Here is a 20,213-nt window from a genome sequence, read left to right as displayed (position 1 = left end):
CCGGTGACCTATCACGTGGTCACCGGGCGACTGTGCGGCTGGTGTCAGCTCAGAGACGCGAGCGCTTCGTTCCAGGTCTTCGACGGGCGCATCACGGCCGCGGCCTTGGCCGGGTCGGGCTGGTAGTAGCCGCCGAGGTCGACCGGGTTGCCCTGGACGGCGAGCAGTTCCTTGACGATGGCCTGCTCGTTGCCGGCGAGGGTCTCGGCCAGCGGGGTGAAGGCCTTGGCCAACTCGGCGTCGTCGGTCTGGTTCGCCAGCTCCTGCGCCCAGTACAGGGACAGGTAGAAGTGGCTGCCGCGGTTGTCGATGCCACCCACACGGCGGGTGGGGGACTTGTCCTCGTTGAGGAACGTCGCGGTGGCGCGGTCCAGGGTGTCCGCGAGCACCTGGGCGCGGGCGTTGCCGGTGGTCTGGGCCAGGTGTTCGAAGCTCGCGGCCAGGGCGAAGAACTCGCCGAGGCTGTCCCAGCGCAGGTAGTTCTCCTTCACCAACTGCTGGACGTGCTTCGGCGCGGAGCCGCCCGCGCCGGTCTCGAACAGACCGCCGCCGGCCATCAGCGGAACGACCGACAGCATCTTCGCGCTGGTGCCGAGCTCGAGGATCGGGAACAGGTCGGTCAGGTAGTCGCGCAGTACGTTGCCGGTGACCGAGATGGTGTTCTCGCCCCGGCGGATCCGCTCCAGCGAGAACCTGATCGCGTCCACCGGCGCCAGGATCTTCAGCTCCAGGCCGTCGGTGTCGTGCTCGGTCAGGTACTGCTCGACCTTCGCGATCAGCTTCGCGTCGTGGGCGCGGGTCTCGTCCAGCCAGAAGACCGCCGGGTCGCCGGTGGCCCGGGCCCGGGTGACGGCCAGCTTGACCCAGTCCCGGATCGGGGCGTCCTTGGTCTGGCAGGCGCGGAAGATGTCGCCCGCCGCGACCTCCTGCTCCAGTACCACGTTGCCGTCCGCATCGACCAGCCGGACCGCACCGGCTCCGGCGATCTCGAAGGTCTTGTCGTGGCTGCCGTACTCCTCGGCCTTCTGCGCCATCAGACCGACGTTCGGGACCGAGCCCATCGTCGCGGGGTCGAACGCACCGTTGGCCCGGCAGTCGTCGAGGACGACCTGGTAGATCCCGGCGTAGCTGCTGTCCGGCAGCACTGCGAGGGTGTCGTGCTCCTGGCCGTCCGGGCCCCACATGTGCCCGGAGGTACGGATCATCGCCGGCATCGAGGCGTCGACGATCACGTCGGACGGCACGTGCAGGTTGGTGATGCCCTTGTCGGAGTCCACCATCGCCAGCGCCGGGCCTTCGGCCAGCTCCGCGTCGAACGACGCCTTGATCGCGTCGCCGTCCGGCAACGCGGACAGGCCGGCGAAGATCCCGCCGAGCCCGTTGTTCGGGGACAGCCCGGCCGCGGCCAGCGTCTCGCCGTACTGCGCGAAGGTCTTCGGGAAGAACGCGCGGACCACGTGCCCGAACACGATCGGGTCGGACACCTTCATCATGGTGGCCTTCAGGTGCACCGAGAACAGCACGTCGTCGGCCTTCGCCCGGGCGATCTGGGCGGTGAGGAACTCGCGCAGCGCGGCGACGTGCATGACCGAGGTGTCGACGACCTCGGCGGCCAGCGCCGGCACCGACTCACGCAGTACGGTCGTCTCGCCGTCGGCGCCGACGAACTCGATCCGGAGCGAGCCGTCGGACTCGATCACGGCGGACTTCTCGGTGGAGCGGAAGTCGTTCTCGCCCATCGTGGCGACGTTCGTCTTCGACTCGGACGTCCAGGCGCCCATCCGGTGCGGGTGGGTCTTGGCGTAGTTCTTCACCGAGGCGGGCGCGCGGCGGTCGGAGTTGCCCTCGCGCAGGACCGGGTTCACGGCGGAGCCCTTGATCTTGTCGTAGCGGGCCTGGATCTCGCGCTCGGCGTCGGTCTTCGGCTCGTCCGGGTACTCCGGCAGCGCGTACCCCTGGCTCTGCAGCTCCGCGATGGCGGCCTTGAGTTGCGGGAGAGAGGCGGAGACGTTCGGCAGCTTGATGATGTTCGCGCCCGGCGTCTTGGCCAGGTCGCCGAGCTCGGCCAGCGCGTCCGGGATCCGCTGGTCCTCGGTCAGGTGGTCGCCGAAGACGGCGATGATCCGCCCGGCCAGCGAGATGTCCCGGGTCTCCACGCCCACCCCGGCCTGCGCGGCGTACGCCTGGATCACCGGCAGGAACGAGTAGGTGGCCAGGGCCGGGGCCTCGTCCGTGTGCGTGTAGATGATGGTTGACTCAGTCACCGCGTACTCCGCTTCCTCTACTCCGTCGATGTCGCTCCCGGTCACGCCGTGGAGGCATCCCCACCCTAATGGGCGGACCGCCCGCGGCAGCCGGGGAGTGGCGATGGTCACCGCCTGTACCGGAGGTTGACGCCCCGGCCGGGCTGAGCCTCGCCTGTGCGAGGGTCGGGGGCGTGGCCATCGAGTTCGACGATCGGCCGTCCTGGAGCTGATCAGCTCGACAGTATTCGAGAGCCGCGTGGTCGGGCTGTATTACAAGCCCACTACCGGCTAGGCGGCCAGTTGCAGGGGTGGCGATACCGCGAGGCCGTCGTGGTGGCCGCTGACGCGCGGTAGCCGGTGCGTGGTCTGGACAGTGGCGGACAGCTTGGCCAGCTGGTAGCAGCCTGCTGTGATCGCATCCTGCAGGGTCGGCCATTGGTCGACGCACCAGTAGGGGTCGTCGGGCTGGCGGTCGTGGTCGTCGTCGATATCGGCGCACCAGCCGCCGGTGAAAGCGTGATGGATGTGCAGTCTGAGGTTCATGGCCGTTTGTCTGTCGGGTTGTGTGGGCGGGCTGGATCAGAAGGGAAGCGGTCGGCCTGACGGCGTACGGAGGTCGAGCGGTTGCGTGCTTTTGCGGGTGAGTGGTCGTTGTGGTCTTCGCTGGATCCGAATCTGTCGCATCGTCTTGCTCCTACCTGGGGGAGTGGTGCGACGGGCCGCCGTACCGCTCGATTACTGGTAAGAACAACATCCCAGCCCGAAAGTTCAGACGCATGCGGGGAATTACCTATATCGCTACCTACGCACCCCTGACCCACTCCATAGGGATCCTCACCCGCCCCCTGACCCCACGCTCAGGGTGAATCGGCTCCGAGCCGTTTGGCGGCTGGGCTCATGCCGGGTGCAGCCATGCGCTGAGCAGCGCGGTTCCGTCGCTCACCTCGGGTGTGGCGTCTGGCTGGTCGGTGGCGACGGTCAGCACGTGGCCCGGCGCCGGGGCTGGGAGTTCGTGAACCGTCAGGCCCGACCCGCCTCCCGCCTTGAAGCGGGCTTCGGCGATCGTCCAGGCAAGCACCTCCGTCAGTGGCCGATCGGACGCCCTCTCGACATCGACGCCGACACGGCCGCCACCTCTAAGCGTGGCGACGGTCACTATGTTGCCGCTGTGTGACACCGACACGTCGAGGTCGGTGCCGCGTATCGTCGGCCGGCCGTGCCAGTCGCCGCAGCCGACGCAGGTGCGGTCTACTGCCAGCGCTCCGGCCGATACGCCGAGCAGCGCGCCCGCGGCGGCCCGCAGCAGCGCGGCGCCGAGCAGCATCCGGCCGCGGTCCGCCTCGCCGGTGCAGCGACCGATGCGATAGCGCTCTCGGTCGTCCAGCAGGTCAAGCAATCCGATGTCCGCAACGGTCAGGCCGACAGTGAACACCGTCAGGCGCGCGGCTGGTTGAGCGCTCACGAACGTTTAGGTTAGCCTAACCATCGTGTTCCCGCCGAGCTTACGGCCGATGCCTGGTGCTGTCCCGGTGTCCGACACGGCCGATACAGACCATCCTGCCCTCGTCGACCCGGCCGGCCCACTGAGCTACGGAGCGTTGGCCGAACTGGTCGACGGGCTCGCTGCCGGGCTTCCCGAGGTGCGCACAGGACGCCGGCTGGTGCACATTCCACTCGCCGCCGAGCGGGACCTGGTGCTCGGCTACCTCGCCGTACTGAAGGCTGGGCACGTCGCGCTGGTCACTCCGCCCGAGCACGCGTCGATCACGGCCGCCTACCCGCCGGACATGTGGCTCCGCGAAGACGGCACCTTCGCCGCGGCAACCGGCGGGGCGCTGAACGACCGCACCGGTCCGCGGTATGAGCTGCACCCGGATCTCGCTCTGCTGCTGAGCACCTCCGGCAGCACCGGGTCGCCCAAGCTGGTACGGCTGAGCCACTCCAATCTGGTCAGCAACGCGGACGCGATCGCGGCCGCGCTGTCGATCACGCCCGCCGACCGGGCGATCACCTCATTGCCGCTGCACTACTGCTTCGGCCTGTCGGTGCTGCACTCTCAGCTCCGGGCCGGTGCTACCGCGGTGCTGTGGCATGGGTCGGTGACGGACCGCGCCTTCGCTGACGAGCTGCGCAGCAACCAGGTCACTCTGCTGCCCGCCACACCACACGTCGTCGACCTGCTCGACGTGCAGGGAGTGCTGGACAACTTGCCTTCGTTGCGGCTGCTTGCCCAGGCGGGCGGCGGGCTGCCGCCCGCACGGGTCCGCGAGCTGGCCACGCGCGGCCGCGCGGACGGCTGGGGACTGGCGGTGATGTACGGCCAGACCGAGGCCACCGCGCGGATGGCGGTGCTGCCACCGGAACTGGCGGGCCGGTACCCGGACGCGGTGGGCTGGCCGATCGCGGGTTCGGCGTTCCGGCTGGACCCGGCAGGCATCGAGCAGCCCGCCGGCGCTGATCCCGCCGACGGCCCGGTCGGCGAACTCGTGTTCACCGGTCCCGGCGTGATGCTCGGGTACGCCGAACACCCCGACGACCTAGCGCTGGGCCGGATGCATTCCGAACTGCGCACCGGTGATCTGGCCCGGATCAACGCCGATGGCGTGGTCCGGATCGTCGGGCGGCGCTCCGACCACGTGAAGATCATGGGGATTCGGATCGACCTCGGCCAGGTCGAGCGTTCGCTGCGCGGCGACGGTATTCCGTGCTGTGTCACCGGTACCGACGGGCAGCTACAGGTCACCTACGAGTGTCGCGGCCGGGAGTCTGGGGCGATCCGCGCGCAGGCGGCGTCGGCCGCCGGTCTAGGCGAGTCTGTGGTCTCGGTTCAGGAGGTTGCCGACCTGCCGGTCCTGCCCAGCGGCAAACCCGACCGCCGAGGTTGCGCCGCGTTGCACAGCACGAATCCGGCCCACAAGGACGCCGCGATCACCGCGGACGACTCGCTCGCCGCGATCACGAGCGTGCTCGCACCGCTGGTCAACCGCCGCGCGATCGACCCGGACCGATCGTTCGCCGAGCTCGGCGGCGACTCGTTCAACCACGTCGCGGCGTCCCTCGGACTGACCCGGCTGCTCGGCGACCTGCCACCCGACTGGCACCACCGGCCGGTCCGCGACCTGGTCGCACTGGCCGCGCGGCGGCGGCCGGCACGGCGTGCCCTGATCCACCGAGTCGAGACGACCGTGGTGATGCGTGGCGTGGCCGTGGTGACGATCTGTGGCAGTCACGTCGGTCTGTTCCGGCTGGCGGGCGGCGCGCACATCCTGCTCGCGGTCGCCGGAGTCCTGTTTGCGAGGTACGTACTCACCGCCGCTGAGACGACCGATCGGGTCCGGCGTACCGCCCGAGCCGCGATCGGCGTCGCCGTCCCGGCGGTGGTGGTGGCCGCACTGATGGTGTTCGTCTTCAGATCGATCCATTGGTCGAATCTGGCGCTGGTGCATTGGCTCGTGAGGCCGGGGGATATCAACATCTTCTGGTTCGTGGAGGCCCTGCTGATGCTGTCGGCAGTCACGACCGCGCTGGTGGCTGTGCCGCGGGTGCGGGCGGCGTACGCCGCAGACCCGTGGCGCACGGCGATGGCTGCGCTGGCCGTGCTGCTGGTACCGCGTTATCTGGTGCCCGCGTTGGTCGACGGGCCGGTGCGAGGCCTGCCGGGCACGGTGGCCTGGCTGTTCGTCGCCGGAATCGCGATGGCGGTCGCGGACACCCGGCGCCGCCGGGTAGTGACGGCCGCGGTCGCTGCCGCCGCGACGATCGGGTTCTTCCCCGAGTGGGAACGCGACCTGATCATCCTGGCCGGACTGGTGCTGCTGGCATTGCTGCCCACAGTGCCGGTTCCGGGCCTGCTCGTCCGGCCGCTCGGCGTACTGGCCGCTGCCTCGTTGCACGTCTATCTGGTGCAGTTCCAGGTGTTCGCGTTCGTCGACACTCCGCGTGTCCAGTTTGCCGCCGCCCTTGGCGTCGGCCTCGTGTTCTGCGCGGTCAGCACTTATGCGCTGCGCCGGTTGCCGTTGCCGGGTCCCACCGGTGGCGCCCTGATCCGTCGTCTCGGGACGGCGAAGCACTCTGTGAGAGAGGTTTGACCATGCGTCGACGCACATTCCTGACCGGCCTCGGGGCCCTCGGCACGATGAGCCTGGTGGGCTGCGGGTCGAAGGACGAGCACGGGTATGTCGCGGACCCCGGCTCGCTCCAGGTGTACTCCGCGCAGCACGAGAACCTCACCAAGGCGTGGGCCGAGGCGTTCACCGCCGCGACCGGTGTCAAGGTGCAGATCCGGAAGGGCTCCGACGCCTCGATGGGTCACCAGATCGTGGCTGAGGGGTCCGAGTCGCCCGCCGATGTGTTCCTCACGGAGAACAGCCCGGCGATGACCCTGGTCGAGCAGAACAAGCTGCTCGCGCCGCTCGAGGAGGCGACCCGTCGCCAGGTGCCGGCCAACCTGACCCCGTCGTCGAAGGCCTGGACCTCGATCGCGGCCCGGTCCACGGTGCTGGTCTACAACCCGTCCAAGCTTCCCGAGGCCGACCTGCCGAAGTCCCTGATGGATCTGGCCGGACCGGAGTGGAAGGACCGCTGGGCCTGCGCGCCGGGCGGTGCGGACTTCCAGGCCATCGTGGCCGGAATGCTCGCCGCTCAGGGCGACCAGCAGACGACCGAGTGGCTGAGCGGCCTGAAATCCAACGCCCGGGCGCTGCAGAACAACATCGCCACGATGAAGTCGGTCAACGCCGGCGAGATCCCGTGCGGCGTCATCTACCACTACTACTGGTACCGCGATCAGGCCGGCACCAAGGAGGGCAGCGGCAACACCGCGTTGCACTACTTCCGCAACCGGGACCCGGGTGCGTTCGTGTCGCTGTCGGGTGGTGCGGTGCTGGCCGGGTCGAAGAAACCCGCGGAAGCGCGCAAGTTCCTTGCCTACATCACCAGCAAGGCCGGCCAGAAGGTGCTCGTGGACTCCCAGTCGATGGAGTACGCGGTCGGCACCGGAGTGCCCTCCGCGTCCGCGCTGCCGCCGCTCAACACCCTGCAGGCGCCGCCCGTCGACCCGTTCGCCCTGAACTCCGACAAGGTCACCACCCTGATGACCGATGCCGGAATTCTCTGAGCCCGCCGGCGCCGCCGTTCGGTACGACGGCCCGGCGCTGGCCCCGCCCGTGGTCCGGTCTCGCCGGTCCACGCGGACGCCGTGGCTCGTCGTGGTGGCCGCGTTGCTGGTCGCCGTACTGATGGTGGCCCCGGTGCTGGTGGTGTTCGGTCAGGCGACGGCGGCCGGCGCCGCCGAGGCGTCCAGGCTGCTGTTCCGGCCCAGGACTGCCGAGCTACTGCGCAACACCCTGGTTCTCCTCCTGCTCACTGTGCCCGTGACCGTGGTGCTCGGGTGTGGCGCCGCTTGGCTGGTGGAGCGGACGACTCTGCCCGCGGCCGGTGTCTGGCGCACCCTCCTGCTGACCCCGCTCGCTATCCCCGCGTTCGTGAGCAGCTATGCCTGGACCTCGGTGCTGCCGTCGATACAAGGGCTCGGCGGCGCCGTGTTCGTCACTGCCCTGGCCTATTACCCGTTCGTCTTCCTCCCGGCGGCCGCCCTGCTGCGGGCGCTCGACCAAGGCCACCTCGACGCCGCCCGCTCACTCGGTGCCTCCGGGCCCGGCGCAGTGTTGCGCGTGGTGGTGCCGCAGTTGCGCCCGGCGGTTGCCGGCGGTGCGTTGCTGGTGGCGCTGCACCTGCTCGCCGAGTTCGGCGTACTGCAGATGATGCGGTTCCCGACCTTCACGACGGCGATCCTCCAGCAGTTCGCGGTCGGGTTCAGCAACGCGGCCGGCAGCCTACTGGCAGCGGTGCTCGTGGTGCTGTGCCTCGGCCTGCTGGCTCTCGAGGTACCGCTGCGCGGCCGGGCCCGGATCGCCCGGCTTGGTCCCGGAGCCCGGCAGCGGCCTGTCGCACACCGCCTCGGCGTGTTGACCATACCGGCTCTCGGCGCGCTGGCCGCCCTGATCGGGCTCGCGGTGATGGTGCCCGCGGTGATCGTGCTGCGCTGGCTGGTGCGGGCGATCCGCACTGGCGCGGTGGAGGCAGGACCGTTGCTCGCGGCAACTGGCTCCAGCATCGGCCTGGCAGCACTCGCGGGACTGGTCGCGACACTTGCCGCTCTGCCCGGTGCCTGGCTGCTGCACCGGTACCCGTCCCGGCTCGCTGCCAGCCTGGAGCGAGTGACCTATGTGGCGAGCGCCCTGCCCGGTGTGGTGATCGGGCTGGCGCTGGTGTCTCTGGCTGTGCAGTGGGCCCGGCCGGTGTACCAGACAGCCGCGCTCGCAGTCGCGGCGTACACGATTCTCTTCCTGCCCCGGGCGATGGTGGCCTGGCGGTCGGGTCTGGCCGCGGCGCCGACCGAGCTGAGCGAGGCATCGCGTTCGCTCGGGGTGTCCGGGCCGGGTACCTTTGCCCGCGTGGTGCTCCCGCTCGTACTGCCTTCCGCGCTGAGTGGATTCGTGCTGGTCTTCCTCGCGACGGTGACCGAACTGACCGCGACTCTGCTGCTCGCTCCGACCGGGACCGAGACGCTGGCGACCGCGTTCTGGTCGGCGAGCGACGAGTTGGACTACGTGGCGAGCGCGCCGTACGCCGCGGCGATGATCGCCCTGTCCGTCCCGCTCACCCTGCTGCTGCGCCGGCAGATCCTGGACCAGCGATGAAGAGCGCCGGCATCACCATCAGCGGTCTGACCGTCGGGTACGGCGGTCCGCCGGTGCTCGACCAGGTCAGTCTGCAAGTGCGGCCGGGTGGCACCACAGCGGTGCTCGGCCCGTCCGGCAGTGGCAAGACCACGCTGCTGCGAGCGCTGGCCGGATTCGTCCGGCCGGCACGGGGCCGGATCGAGGTGGACGGCAAGGTCCTCACCGGCGGGCAGGTGCTGGTGGCGCCGGAGCGGCGCGGGATCGGCTACGTCCGGCAGGATGGCGCGCTGTTCCCGCATCTCGATGTCACCGGCAACATCCTGTTCGGGCTGCCCCGGGTCGAACGCCGCCGAGCGGACCAGGTCGGCCCGCTGCTGGAACTCGTCGGACTCTCCCCCAGCCTGGCGCGGCGGCGGCCGGATGAGTTGTCCGGCGGCCAGCAACAGCGGGTCGCGCTGGCCCGGGCGCTGGCCCGCGAGCCCGCGGTGGTGCTGCTCGACGAGCCGTTCTCGTCCCTGGACACAGCGCTGCGTGCCGCCACCCGCGAAGCCACCCTGAACGCTCTCACCGCCCGCGGCGCGACCACCGTGCTCGTCACCCACGATCAGGCCGAGGCGCTTTCGTTCGCCGACCAGGTGGCGGTGATCCTCGACGGCCGGCTCGCCCAGATCGGCAGCCCGGCCGAGGTGTACGACGCCCCCGCCACGCCCGAGGTCGGTCGCGTCCTCGGCGACACGATGCTGCTGGCAGGGCGAGCCGACAGCCGCGTGGTCAATTGCGTCCTGGGAACTCTCGACCTGGCCGAACCGGCTACCGGCGAGGTCCTGGTGATGATCCGGCCCGAGCAGCTCGTCCTCGGCAATCCGTCCGGTCCGGCGGCGCGCGTGATGTCGGTCGCCTACCACGGCCCGGAGGCGATGGTCCGGCTCGGCCTGCCGGACGCCACGACACGACTCGTGGCCCGCGTCCCGGGCCACCACGCACCCCAGCCGGGCGACACCGTCCACCTCACCGTCCCAGCCCAGGTCCGGTCGTTCCCGAAGAAGCACCCGCATACCTCGCCCGACAGCTAACGGCTCCCCACGAATGACCTGCCTCAGTGGGCGCTCGGGATGAGGTGGGTGCGGAGGAAGGCGACGATGTGGCGTCGAAGCCTGCGGCGACTTCGGCAAGGTTCGAGGGACGACCTCGGAGCGGACCGCGATCGAGTGGTCGCAGCGCTGAACCTCCTTGCGGACGTGCTCAGCCGGCGGGTCTAGTACCCGATCGTCAACGCCAGGCGTCTCCGGGCGTTTGGACGTAGCGCCTCCAGGTGTATCGCCAAGGGATGACGGCGACGATGACGACGACGAAGGAGCAGTTGAACAGCATTTCGCGCGTTGCGGCGTTCAGATCGTCGGAGACCAGGTGGGGAATGGCGACCGCGGCGATCCAGATGACCTTCCAGGTCACCTCGAACAGCAGGATCGGCAGCATCCGGACGGGGTATCTGAGGCCGAGGAACGCCAGGAGCGACATGGCCGTCAGCAGGCAGGCGACGACCCCTTCCATCACCGGGAGGGAATGGGCGTTCTGGATGAGCGGCCACTTGACGATCGCCAGTCCCACCCCCATGAACGCGTAGCCGAAACGCAGCACGTTCAGCCGGCGCGTAGGCAGCTCTTCGTCGACAGCGGTCGCGTCTACGATCCGGGCAGCGGGTATCACCCGGCTCACCTGTTCGCGATGCGGGTCAAGAGGCGTCGGCGGAGTCGGTGCAACTGTGGCATCAGCCCGTAGATGACGATCGGTACTGCGACGGTCGCGAGCACGAACGTGCGCACGACCGGTGTCAGCGTGCGGAGCCAGTCCCCGAGGGCAAGGTTGATGACGGTGAGGGTCGGGAAGACGGCCAGCCAGATCATCAGCGCCAGCTGGTGCTTGGTCGGCGGTTCAGGAACGTCGCGCGGGGTGGGGTCGGACGCTGGGCTGGTCACGGTCACTCCTTCGGGTGGGCGTGCGCGCTGAGTGGGGGCAGAAGCCGAGGACGCGGACGGCGGATGCGCACGTCGTACTGGCTCATGTCCCTAAGGCTGGAGGCGCCGGGGCCGTTCACCTACGAAGGTTGCTGTTTGTGGGAAATGGGCGTCAGATGAGTCCCGTGGAAGACGCCTCAGCGGCCGAGATCGCCGCAGTGCTCGGCCGGGTCGGTGGCCGGCTCAAGCGAGTCCGCAGACAACGCCGGATGACCCTCGCGGATGTTGCGAAGGCGACTGATATCTCGAAGAGCACGCTGTCGCGGCTCGAGAACGGCCGGCGGCGGCCCACCCTGGAACTGCTCCTGGCGTTGTCGCATGCCTATCGGGTGCCGCTGGACGACCTCGTCGCGGCGCCGGAGGAGGGCGATCCGCGCATCCGGCTCAAGCCTGGTCTGGTCAAGGGCAGAACGGTGATCCCGCTGACCCGACAGCCCGATGGCACGCAGGCCTGGAAGATCGTCATTCCGACCAGCAAGGTCACCCCGCAGCCACGGGCGCACGACGGCCACGAATGGATCTACGTTCTGTCCGGCCACCTGCGCCTCGTTCTCGGCGACCAGGACTGGGTGCTCGGCCCCGGCCAGGTCGCCGAATTCGACACCCAGGTCCCGCACTGGTTCGGCAGCTCAGGCAACGAGCCCGCTGAGATCCTCAGCATCTTCGGCCGCCCCGGCGAACGAATGAGCGTCCGAAGCACCTAGATCGAAACCCCATGGCGCCTTGTTTCGGCGAGGTGAAGAGGGATGGTGCGGTCGGCCGGAGTGGGCTGCGGGATCAGGTCCACGGCAGCCCAGTCGTAGACCCGGTGGGCGGCGACTCTCCGCCTCATCCAGGGAGTGCCGGCGCGGCGGAGCAGTGTGCCGATGCTGACGTCGGCGCCCACCAGGAGGATCTCGTCGATCATGCAGGCCAGGACAAGATCGGACACCCGCACGATCCTCCCATCGGGGTCGAGGATCTGGCGATCGAGCAGGTCGCCGGCCAGCGCGACCAAACCGTGCTGGCCCGGAAACGGGTGCGGCTGGAGACCCGAGGTGGTGAGATACACCTCCCACCGATTGATGCCCGCCATTGCGGTGTAGGGGATGAGGACGACTGTGCGGCGCGCACGGACGAGGATGCCGTGCAGCGACGGGTGCTCGCCACCATTGCCTAAGGCAACGACCAGATCGTGTACCCGCCCGACGCGATTGCCCCTGCTGTCATAGACCGAGCGTCCCGTCAGACCGGCCAAAGACACGAGTGTGGAGACAGGCTGGGCCCGCAGCCGCTGGTCGAACGCCGGTCCTCGCCGCAGCGAGCGACGCGGAACAGGACAGCCTGAGATCGAGGTCATGAATACCACCCGGTCGAGAACGGATGTAGGGCCGTAGTTGGCGCGCGTTGCCGGCCGCCAGGCACGGGCGGCGTCGTGGCGTCGCCCGTGCCTGGTTCGCTGGTCAGTACTTGATCGTCAGCTCGTCACTGACGGACGTGACCCCCGGCGCCGCCCACGCCGCGGCGATCGCCTCATCGTGCTCGGCCCACGATCGGACCGCTCCCTTGACGGTCACGGCGCCGTCGCGGGTCGAGATCTGCAGCTCGTCGGCATCCAGGGCGGCATTGCGCTTGAACGCCTTCTTGATCGACTCCTGCGTGTCCGCGGCGTTCGGCGCCGGCGGGACGATCTCGATCTCGTTGTAGACGTCGAGCAGGCCGGCGACGCTCGAGGCGATGAGGTCCGCCTCGTCGCGCTGGAACTGCCAGCTCACCGTTCCTGTCAGCGTGACGAAACCATCCTTCACCTTGGCGTCGACCGTCGCCGGTACGAGGCTGTCCAGCATCAGCGCCTGCAGGACGAAGCCGCGCAGTTCGGAGTCGGAGCGCCCTTGGCCACCCAGCAACCGCACCTTCAACTGGTTGTCGACCGAGTTCACACCGAAGACTCGCTGTGCCGCCTTCCGCGCCTCCCGCTTCTCCCGCAGACTGCCGACAGTGCCACGAAGCGTCACCGTGCCATCGTCCGCGGACACGGCGATCGCAGCGCTGTCCACCTTCGGATCCCAGAAGAGCTCGTCACTGACATTGGCCATTACATCGTCGTCCCAGGACATTTGTGTCCTCCTTCGCATCGGTTCATCGGACACTTCGATCCTCTGTGCCGGGCCGCTCCGCCACATCGGAGTTGCCGCTGACCGGTTGCGGAAAGTACGCGACAAAGGCCTCTGGCCGGCGCTGGTACGTCGCGCACGCGTGGACGCCCCGGACCACCGGCCGGGGCTACGGCCGGATCGGACGGAGATCCTTGCGTGAGGTGATGCCCAGCTTGGTGAAGACGTTGCTCAGATGCCATTCGACGGTACGTGGGCTGATGAACAGGTGAGTGCTGATCTCCTGGTTCGTCATCCCGTCTCGCGCCAGCCTGGCGATCTGGGTCTCCTGAGCGGTGAGCTGCGCGAAGTCGTCCACTGCTCTGCGGCGCACCACCTCGCCGGTGGAAACGAGCTCCCGGCGCGCGCGTGCCGCGAAGCCGTTCATCCCCATCTCGGTCAGCATCTCGTAGGCGACGCGCAACTGCTCTCGCGCTTCGACGCGGCGGTTCGCGCGACGTAGCCATTCACCGTGGACCAGGTACGCCCGGGCCAGTTCCACCCGCATCCGGGTGCCGGTCAGCCGGGTGATCGCCTCACGGTACAACTCGTCAGCGGACTCGCCCTCGCTCAGCAGCGCCCGTGACCGCGCCTCGATCCCAAGCGCCCAATCACCGCCCGCCACACTGGTTGTCTCCGTCAACCGACGGAGGGCGTCCGTACCGAGGTCGGGCGACCCGGAGCGAGCGGCCGCCTCGATCCCCTCCACCAGGCCCCAGGCCACCTTGGTCACGTCCGGTGGCGATCCGTACGCATCCGCAGCCGCCGCCAGAGCGACGTGATAGTTGCCCAGACCATTGTTGAGCAGCGCGGTCGCCCACTTGGCGATGAAGTTCCCGATCGATTCGCCCCGCAGGACGAAGTCCTCCTTGGCGGCGCGAGCCAGGGCTGCGGTCTCGGCTTCGTCGCCGCGCAGCGCGGCCAGGGCCAGGGCGGCGTACTGCGTGCGGCTGCCACCCATCGCTTCGGTCGCCGCCTGCGCCTCCTCGACCAGTGCGGACGCGGCCATCAGGTCGCCCGCGAACAGGACGACATATGCGCGTTGGTTGAGGGCGAAGGGAAGCTCGCTCAGCGCGCCGGAGTCTCGCGTGAACCGTACATGCCGGCCGGAAAACATGTCCCATCGCCGTTCGTCCCACGCATGGTTGGCAGCGATACCGGCGAGCCACAGCCAACGATGCTCTGCCTCCGTGGAGTTGTCCCGTTCAAAGGCCGTCAAGGCGCGCCGGATCCGGGGCAAGCCGGCTGAATAGCCCTCGCTGAAGTTCGTGGCCAGGCCATCGAGGAGGAGATCGCGGGCGCTCAACGGAAGTGACGCGGCCAGCGCCCGGCGCGCGGCCCGAGCCACCTCCCGCGTACTTCCGCCCGGACGTGCCCGGCTGCCGGCGAAAATCGCCGCGTTGAGAGCATCCAGGTAGGTTGCGCGAGCAAGGTCGACGTCTATCGGCTCCAGCCTCCTCGCCGCCGCGACCAGGAGTGGCGAAGCTTCGCTGCCCCGGTTCGAGACGAACGCCAGCTGGGCGGACAACAGGTCGATCCGAGCGCGCCTGAGCTCGTCGAGAGGTCTCGCTTCGGCCAGTGCCAGCAACTTCAGCGCCCCGTCGAACGCGCCCGACCGAGTCTTCGCCTCGGCCGCGGCCAAGGCCCTGTCGGTGCGCTGCCAGGAGTCCGGTGTCAGTGCCGCTGCGCGCTCGAGGAAGGCGGCCGCGGCAGCGAGCCCGCCGCGGGCCTGCGCACGGCCGGCCGAGCGCTCGAGCTCAGCCGCGACGGTCTCGTCGGGCCCTACGGTCGCATGGGCGCGATGCCAGGCACGCCGGTCAGGATCGCTCGCCGGATCGGTGGCTTCGGCCAGCGCCTGGTGTGCCGCCCGTCGATCCACCGCGGACGCCGCCTGATAAACCGCGGATCGGACCAAAGGATGCCCGAACCGGATCACGGCTCCACACTCCACAAGTCCCGCGGACTCGGCCGGCGCGGACGCCTCGGGGTCGACACCCATCAGCGCGCCGGCCTGCGACAGAAGCGCCGCATCGCCGGTCGGTTCCGCCGCAGCCAGCAGCAGTACCGTCTGAGTTTCGGGCGGAAGTCGCCGGAACTGCTGGACAAAGCTGTTCTCGATCCGGGTCGTCAGTTGCCCAGCACCGGGGAGCCAGAAGCCACCCGCCAGCTCGGCCGGTCCGACGTCACGCGGCAGTTGCAGCAGAGCGAGCGGGTTGCCTCCCGTCTCGGCAATGATCCGATCCCGTACCTGCGGGTCGAGCGGACCGTGGACGGCCGAGGCCAGGAGTGCGCGTGCGTCGCGATCTGCCAGCCCTCGCAGCGTCAGGTCCGGCAATCCTGCCAACTCGTGCGCCTCCTCAGGTGCGCGCGAGCCGAACAGCATCGCGATCCGCTCGGCCACCAACCGGCGGGCCACGAACGACAGAACCTGAAGGGAAGACTGGTCCAGCCACTGAGCGTCGTCGGCCATGCACAGCAACGGCTGCTCATCTGCCTCCTCGGCCAGCAGGGTCAGCACTGCCAGACCCACCATGAATCGATCCGGGGCAGGTCCTTCCTGCAGGCCGAAGGCAATCCGCAGGGCGTCCCGCTGCGGCGACGGAATACTGTCGATCCGGCCGAGGATGGGGGCGCACACCTGATGCACACCGGCGAACGGAAGCTCCATCTCGGACTCGACGCCTGCGGCTCGGACAACTCGGAAGCCCGCTGCCTGACTCGCCGCGTACCCGAGCAGAGCCGTCTTACCGATCCCCGGCTCGCCGCGAAGGATCAGCACGGAGCTGCTTCCCGCCCGCGCACGATCCAGCACGCGGTCCACCGCGTCGCGCTCGTGTCGGCGCCCTCGCAACCGGTTCTCGGTGTTGTCGGTTGGCACACCCCTAGTGGATGACCAGCACACCTGAACGGCAAGTGCCTGGCGGATTGCACCGGCCGCGCACCCCCGGGGCAGGATCCCGGGGTTGATCCCCGTGGCTGTCCCGGGGCCGCCGGCTGCGTGAGAGCGTGAGACTTGACCGTGCCAGCACAGTCTCTGATGAGGAAGTCAGCGGTATGGAACTGACCAGGTCTATCGATCGGCGTTACTCCTTGCGGAGTGTCCCAGCGGTCGCCGTCACCACGGCGCAGCGCCCGTGCGCCACCGCTGAGCGTCTCGCGGAGCACGCGGCCCGGCTTGCTCGCAAGACCGAAGCGCTCGAGGATCATGCGGCCCTGCTTGCGCACGAGGTCAAGTCGTCGCTCCTCTGCGCCCTCCACAGCGACGACCTGCGCCAGGGTGTGATCCATGCGGTCGAGCTGGTCGACACCATTCTGGACGTGGTGCATGCCGACCTGGACGCGGTGAACGCCGAATCCGATACCGGCCATGGGTCCGCACTGACGGTGGACTGCGTACGGCAAGCGGTCGCCGACAGCAAGCTCCGCATGGAGGTCATCACCGGGCCGATCGAGGATCTGCCGATCCCAGCAGCCGTCCTCCGTCTCGTTCTCAGGAACCTCGTGGCCAACGCCGCGGCAGCCGGTGCACGCCGTATCCACGTCTGGTCCCGAACGCAGAGCGACCGCAGCATCCTCATCGTCGAGGACGACGGGGTAGGGCCGACCTCGAGCAGGGGCTACGCGGCCGGCACGCGGATCGGTCTCACCTTGTGCCGCCGGTTGGTCGCTCGATTCGACGGCGTCATCGAGCTCGAACCCCGATCCGTCGGAGGCGCCCGCGCCATGGTCATCGTCGGACGCCGCGGATGATCCGCATCCTGGTCGTCGATGATCACGGACTGATCCGTTCGTCGCTGCGGTCCCGACTCGACCGCGAGCCCGACCTGACGACTGTCGGCGAGGCGGGAACTGTCCCGCAGGCGATCCAAAGGGCACGCGCACTCCAACCCGATGTCATCCTGCTGGACCTGGTCCTGCCGCGGCGGAGCGGGACCGACGCCATTCCGGATCTCCTCAAGGAAGCTCCGTCGACAAGGATCCTCGTCGTCTCGTCGCTGGCGCAGCCGACGTCGGTACGGCGGGCGCTGGCTGCCGGCGCCCACGGCTACGTGCCCAAACGAGCGTCCGACACCCAGTTGATCGAGGCGATTCACCGCATCGCGGCCGGCGAGCGGTACGTCGATCCCGATCTCGGCGCCCAGTTGGTGGTCGCCGACGGCGTACCGGCACTCGAGCCGATCTCCGACCGCGAGCGCGACGTCCTCGACCTGCTCGCCCTCGGGTACACGAATCAGGAGATCGGCAGGAAGCTCTACATCTCGGTCCGCACGGTGGACACCCACCGAGCCCACATCATGCGCAAGCTCGACCTGGCGACCAGAGCCGAACTCGTTCTGTTCGCACTCGCAAACGGCCTGATCGGGGCGAGCTGAAGCGGGGTCGCTACTTGCCTTCCGCCTGGTCCGTTCACGCGGGTGAGTAGGAGTGGGGCTCAAATCTTGACAGAGTTAAGTAAAGGCTCCAATATCCTATCGGATCCGTGTTCCTGGGAAACGTGTGTCGAAGACCGCGAGCACCAGGGGTCTCGGCTGGCAGATCATCAGAGAGGTCACCGCTCATGACCAGATCCCTTCGAAAGAGGGCGATGCAAGGCATAGTCGCGCTTGTCGCCGTCGGCGCGCTGCTCCCGGCGGGCGCGGCTGCGACGCCATCCGCCGTACCTGGCGCGAGTGGACCGCCGCGGGGGCCGCACGAGGTCACCACGACGGCGAGCGCTCCCAGCGCGGCGAGCATCAGCAGCCCGGCGAGCGTCACCGCGGCGGCGAGCCCTTCGCTCGGCCCGGCGGGGGAGGCGGCGCAGAAGCCCTATCTGGGCTGGAGCAGTTACAGCATGCAGGTGTACGAATCGAAGCCTGGCGCCCCCAGCTGGATCACGGCGGACCAGATCATCGCGCAATCGGATGCGATGCATCGCAAGCTCCAGCCGTTCGGGTTCAAGAACATCAACATCGACGCCGGGTGGAACGACGGCGTAGACGAGTACGGCCGGCCCGTGCCGAGCAGGAAGCTGTATCCGGACGGTCTGCAGGCGGTGATCAAGCACATCCACGCGAACGGCCAGAAGGTCGGGCTCTACAGCATTCCGGGAATCTCGAAGGCGATGATGGACGCCAACTATCCCGTTTACGGCCACCCTGGCTGTACGACGGGTGACCTGGCCAAGCAGCCCTTGCAGCCTGGGGACTACTGGGGCTTCGGGTACCGCATCGACATGACGAAGCCGTGCGCCCAGGCGTACATCGACTCGATCGCCGATCAGTTCGCCGCCTGGGGCGTCGACTTCCTGAAGTTCGACAGCGTGACGCCGGGCTCCGGCAAGAACGATCTCTCCCTCGACGCACGCGACGAGGTCAAGGGATGGTCGCAGGCGCTCGCTCGTCACAAGATCTGGTTCGAGCTCTCCTGGGCTCTCGACATCAACTACGCGGACTACTGGAAGCAGTGGGCGAACGGATGGCGACTCGACTGGGACGTCGAGTGCTACTGCCCGGGTGAGGCGCTGACGGCCTGGCCGAACATCTCGCGGCTCTTCCCCAAGGTGGCGGACTGGTGGCGCCATGGTGGGCCGGGTGGCTGGAACGATCTCGACTCGCTGAATGTCGGCAACGGCACGATGGACGGCCTGACCAAGGACGAGCGTCGCACCGCGGCAACGCTGTGGGCAGTCTCCGCCGCTCCGTTCTACATCGGTAACGACATGACCAAGCTCGACTCGTACGGGCTGGAGCTGCTCACGAACCCCGAGGTGATCGCGGTCAACCAGGCCGGGCGTCCCGCGCAGCCGGTGTCGACCAAGACCAACCGGCAGGTGTGGTACTCGCTCAACGCCGACAGCTCGTACACCGTCGCGATGTTCAACCTCGGGACCACCGAGGCCGACATGACGGCGAACTTCGCGGACCTCGGTCTGGACGGCTCCGCGAAGGTGCGCGACCTGTGGGCGAAGAAGGACCTGGGACAGTTCGCGTCCAGCTACACCGCGGCGACCGTGCCCCCGCACGGTGTCCGTCTGTTCAAGGTCACGCCGCAGAAGAACTCGGCGATCCGCGTCAACGACGATGACCTGCGCGTCTCCTACGAGGGCGCCTGGAAGCGCAACGGCAACAACGAGGTTCCGGCGGTCTCGGAGCCGCTGACGGTCACAGTGGCGGACTCGGGGACTCCCGCGGCCGCCAACGCGACCACGTCCGGCGTACGGACGGTCGAGCTGAACAACGACGACCCGGGCATCGTCTACACGGGCTCATGGAGCCGGAGTACGGGCCGTGGGCTCGGTGACTATCAGGACGACGTGCAGTACACGGAGACCAACGGCGACGCCTTCTCGCACAGCTTCGTCGGCAACGGTGTCGACTACGTGACGGAGAAGGACCCCTCGCAGGGTGAGGTCGAGATCTACGTCGACGGGGCCTTGAAGGCGACCGTGGACACCCATGCCGACGGGCGCTCGGCGCAGCAGGTGGTGTACAGCATCTCGGACCTGCCGAACGGAAGCCACACGATCCGCGGTGTGAAGAAGTCGGGACAGTTCATGCTGGTCGACAAGCTGGTCGTGCGGCAGGAGAGCCTGCTCAACCCGGGTGCCGCGGCCTTCGACAAGTCCGCACAGGCCGATGTCAGCACCGAGATCGGGCGCGACCCCGGCGAGTTGGTCTCGATCGCGAACGCCGGCAAGGCCCTTGTCAAGGACACCGACTACACCGTCGAGGGCAAGGTCGTGACCATCAAGAAGCAGTACCTCGCGGCGCAGCCGGTCGGCAGCACGGTGCTGGACTTCAGCTTCCGTGGTGACTACCGCGACGACGTGCACTCCGCTACGGCGAACGGCGCAGCGATCACCTTCGCCTTCCGGGGTACCGGCGTCGACTGGATCACGGCGCTGGCTCCGGATCAGGGCGACGCCGACGTCTACCTCGACGGCAAGCTCGTACGCCGGGTGAACCTCTCCAACGAGGCGCGTGTCACGACGCGGCAGGTGTTCAGCCAAACCGGCCTGACGGATGGGCAGCACACTCTGCGCATCGTGAAGGTCTCAGGCGAGGTGCTGCGAAGCGACATCATCCGCTACACGATCGCGAATTAGCCCCTGACACCGCGTTGGGAGATCCGGGATCTGTCGAAGGTTCTGGATCTCCC

General features: G+C 68.6%; 16 protein-coding genes. 8 read left to right on the top strand and 8 right to left on the bottom strand.

All coding sequences use genetic code 11. From position 1 onward, the window contains the following. Window positions 1–44: 44 nt before the first annotated feature. The 3 genes from EV644_RS13135 to EV644_RS13125 form a co-directional block, all read right to left on the bottom strand. A complete protein-coding gene (locus EV644_RS13135; RefSeq protein WP_132188521.1) occupies window positions 45–2,264 on the bottom strand; it encodes an NADP-dependent isocitrate dehydrogenase in 2,220 nt (739 codons plus the stop codon). Between the two features lie 270 nt (window positions 2,265–2,534). After that, window positions 2,535–2,789 carry a hypothetical protein gene (locus EV644_RS13130; protein ID WP_132188520.1) on the bottom strand — a complete coding sequence of 85 codons (255 nt, stop codon included), beginning with the start codon at window positions 2,787–2,789 and terminating at the stop codon, window positions 2,535–2,537. Window positions 2,790–3,141: 352 nt separating this feature from the next. Next, entirely contained in the window at window positions 3,142–3,708 is a 567-nt protein-coding gene (locus tag EV644_RS13125; protein ID WP_132188519.1) for a 4'-phosphopantetheinyl transferase family protein, read from the bottom strand. 49 nt (window positions 3,709–3,757) lie between these two features. Here EV644_RS13125 and EV644_RS13120 point away from each other — a divergent pair, with 49 nt between their 5' ends. The 4 genes from EV644_RS13120 to EV644_RS13105 are packed head-to-tail and all read left to right on the top strand — an operon-like array spanning window position 3,758 to window position 10,002. Continuing rightward, window positions 3,758–6,334 carry an AMP-binding protein gene (locus EV644_RS13120; RefSeq protein ID WP_132188518.1) on the top strand — a complete coding sequence of 859 codons (2,577 nt, stop codon included), beginning with the start codon at window positions 3,758–3,760 and terminating at the stop codon, window positions 6,332–6,334. A 2-nt stretch (window positions 6,335–6,336) separates the two neighbouring features. Next, a complete protein-coding gene (locus tag EV644_RS13115; RefSeq protein ID WP_132188517.1) occupies window positions 6,337–7,362 on the top strand; it encodes an iron ABC transporter substrate-binding protein in 1,026 nt (341 codons plus the stop codon). Continuing rightward, the gene (locus tag EV644_RS13110) at window positions 7,346–8,947 is read left to right on the top strand and encodes an ABC transporter permease (RefSeq protein WP_132188516.1); all 1,602 of its coding nucleotides are present in this window, start codon (window positions 7,346–7,348) and stop codon (window positions 8,945–8,947) included. The genes EV644_RS13115 and EV644_RS13110 overlap by 17 nt, the downstream gene beginning before the upstream one ends. Next, a complete protein-coding gene (locus EV644_RS13105) occupies window positions 8,944–10,002 on the top strand; it encodes an ABC transporter ATP-binding protein (protein ID WP_132188515.1) in 1,059 nt (352 codons plus the stop codon). The genes EV644_RS13110 and EV644_RS13105 overlap by 4 nt, the downstream gene beginning before the upstream one ends. Window positions 10,003–10,198: 196 nt before the next feature. On the opposite strand, the gene EV644_RS13100 is transcribed toward EV644_RS13105, so the two are convergent. Continuing rightward, window positions 10,199–10,645, bottom strand: a complete 447-nt coding sequence (locus EV644_RS13100) for a hypothetical protein (protein WP_132188514.1) — start codon at window positions 10,643–10,645, stop codon at window positions 10,199–10,201. Beyond that, the gene (locus EV644_RS13095; protein ID WP_241998125.1) at window positions 10,642–10,905 is read right to left on the bottom strand and encodes a putative antibiotic biosynthesis monooxygenase; all 264 of its coding nucleotides are present in this window, start codon (window positions 10,903–10,905) and stop codon (window positions 10,642–10,644) included. The genes EV644_RS13100 and EV644_RS13095 overlap by 4 nt, the downstream gene beginning before the upstream one ends. A gap of 155 nt (window positions 10,906–11,060) precedes the next feature. Between EV644_RS13095 and EV644_RS13090 the strand changes: the two genes are divergently transcribed. Continuing rightward, entirely contained in the window at window positions 11,061–11,648 is a 588-nt protein-coding gene (locus tag EV644_RS13090; RefSeq protein WP_132188513.1) for a helix-turn-helix domain-containing protein, read from the top strand. Here EV644_RS13090 and EV644_RS13085 read toward each other — a convergent pair. From EV644_RS13085 to EV644_RS13075, 3 genes are all read right to left on the bottom strand, one after another. Further along, entirely contained in the window at window positions 11,645–12,181 is a 537-nt protein-coding gene (locus EV644_RS13085; protein ID WP_132188512.1) for a PRC-barrel domain-containing protein, read from the bottom strand. The two genes, EV644_RS13090 and EV644_RS13085, sit on opposite strands and share 4 nt — an antisense overlap. A 205-nt stretch (window positions 12,182–12,386) precedes the next feature. Next, window positions 12,387–13,040, bottom strand: coding sequence for a BON domain-containing protein (locus tag EV644_RS13080; RefSeq protein ID WP_158292813.1), 654 nt, complete (start codon window positions 13,038–13,040; stop codon window positions 12,387–12,389). A gap of 166 nt (window positions 13,041–13,206) precedes the next feature. Beyond that, complete coding sequence (locus EV644_RS13075; RefSeq protein WP_132188510.1) at window positions 13,207–15,954, bottom strand: helix-turn-helix transcriptional regulator; 2,748 nt, start codon at window positions 15,952–15,954, stop codon at window positions 13,207–13,209. Window positions 15,955–16,130: 176 nt separating this feature from the next. Here EV644_RS13075 and EV644_RS13070 point away from each other — a divergent pair, with 176 nt between their 5' ends. The 3 genes from EV644_RS13070 (at window position 16,131) to EV644_RS13060 (ending at window position 20,160) form a co-directional block, all read left to right on the top strand. Further along, window positions 16,131–16,826 (top strand): ATP-binding protein, encoded by a 696-nt coding sequence (locus EV644_RS13070; protein ID WP_132188509.1) that lies wholly within the window; start codon window positions 16,131–16,133, stop codon window positions 16,824–16,826. Next, window positions 16,823–17,449, top strand: a complete 627-nt coding sequence (locus EV644_RS13065; protein WP_132188508.1) for a response regulator — start codon at window positions 16,823–16,825, stop codon at window positions 17,447–17,449. Before EV644_RS13070 ends, EV644_RS13065 begins: the two co-directional genes overlap by 4 nt. Before the next feature lie 212 nt (window positions 17,450–17,661). After that, window positions 17,662–20,160 (top strand): X2-like carbohydrate binding domain-containing protein, encoded by a 2,499-nt coding sequence (locus EV644_RS13060; protein ID WP_242001019.1) that lies wholly within the window; start codon window positions 17,662–17,664, stop codon window positions 20,158–20,160. The last annotated feature ends 53 nt before the right edge of the window (window positions 20,161–20,213 follow it).

Source organism: Kribbella orskensis (assembly GCF_004342085.1).
GTDB lineage: Bacteria > Actinomycetota > Actinomycetes > Propionibacteriales > Kribbellaceae > Kribbella > Kribbella orskensis.
Note: the sequence above shows the minus strand (reverse complement) of the source record. Positions and strands in the feature narration are given on the sequence as shown.

Coding starts and splice junctions, on each gene's coding strand:
- EV644_RS13120 (WP_132188518.1), top strand. CDS start 3,758: ATGCCTGGTGCTGTCCCGGTGTCCGACACGGCCGATACAGACCATCCT.
- EV644_RS13065 (WP_132188508.1), top strand. CDS start 16,823: ATGATCCGCATCCTGGTCGTCGATGATCACGGACTGATCCGTTCGTCG.
- EV644_RS13080 (WP_158292813.1), bottom strand. CDS start 13,040: ATGTCCTGGGACGACGATGTAATGGCCAATGTCAGTGACGAGCTCTTC.
- EV644_RS13110 (WP_132188516.1), top strand. CDS start 7,346: ATGCCGGAATTCTCTGAGCCCGCCGGCGCCGCCGTTCGGTACGACGGC.
- EV644_RS13060 (WP_242001019.1), top strand. CDS start 17,662: ATGCAAGGCATAGTCGCGCTTGTCGCCGTCGGCGCGCTGCTCCCGGCG.
- EV644_RS13090 (WP_132188513.1), top strand. CDS start 11,061: ATGAGTCCCGTGGAAGACGCCTCAGCGGCCGAGATCGCCGCAGTGCTC.
- EV644_RS13115 (WP_132188517.1), top strand. CDS start 6,337: ATGCGTCGACGCACATTCCTGACCGGCCTCGGGGCCCTCGGCACGATG.
- EV644_RS13070 (WP_132188509.1), top strand. CDS start 16,131: ATGGAACTGACCAGGTCTATCGATCGGCGTTACTCCTTGCGGAGTGTC.
- EV644_RS13130 (WP_132188520.1), bottom strand. CDS start 2,789: ATGAACCTCAGACTGCACATCCATCACGCTTTCACCGGCGGCTGGTGC.
- EV644_RS13105 (WP_132188515.1), top strand. CDS start 8,944: ATGAAGAGCGCCGGCATCACCATCAGCGGTCTGACCGTCGGGTACGGC.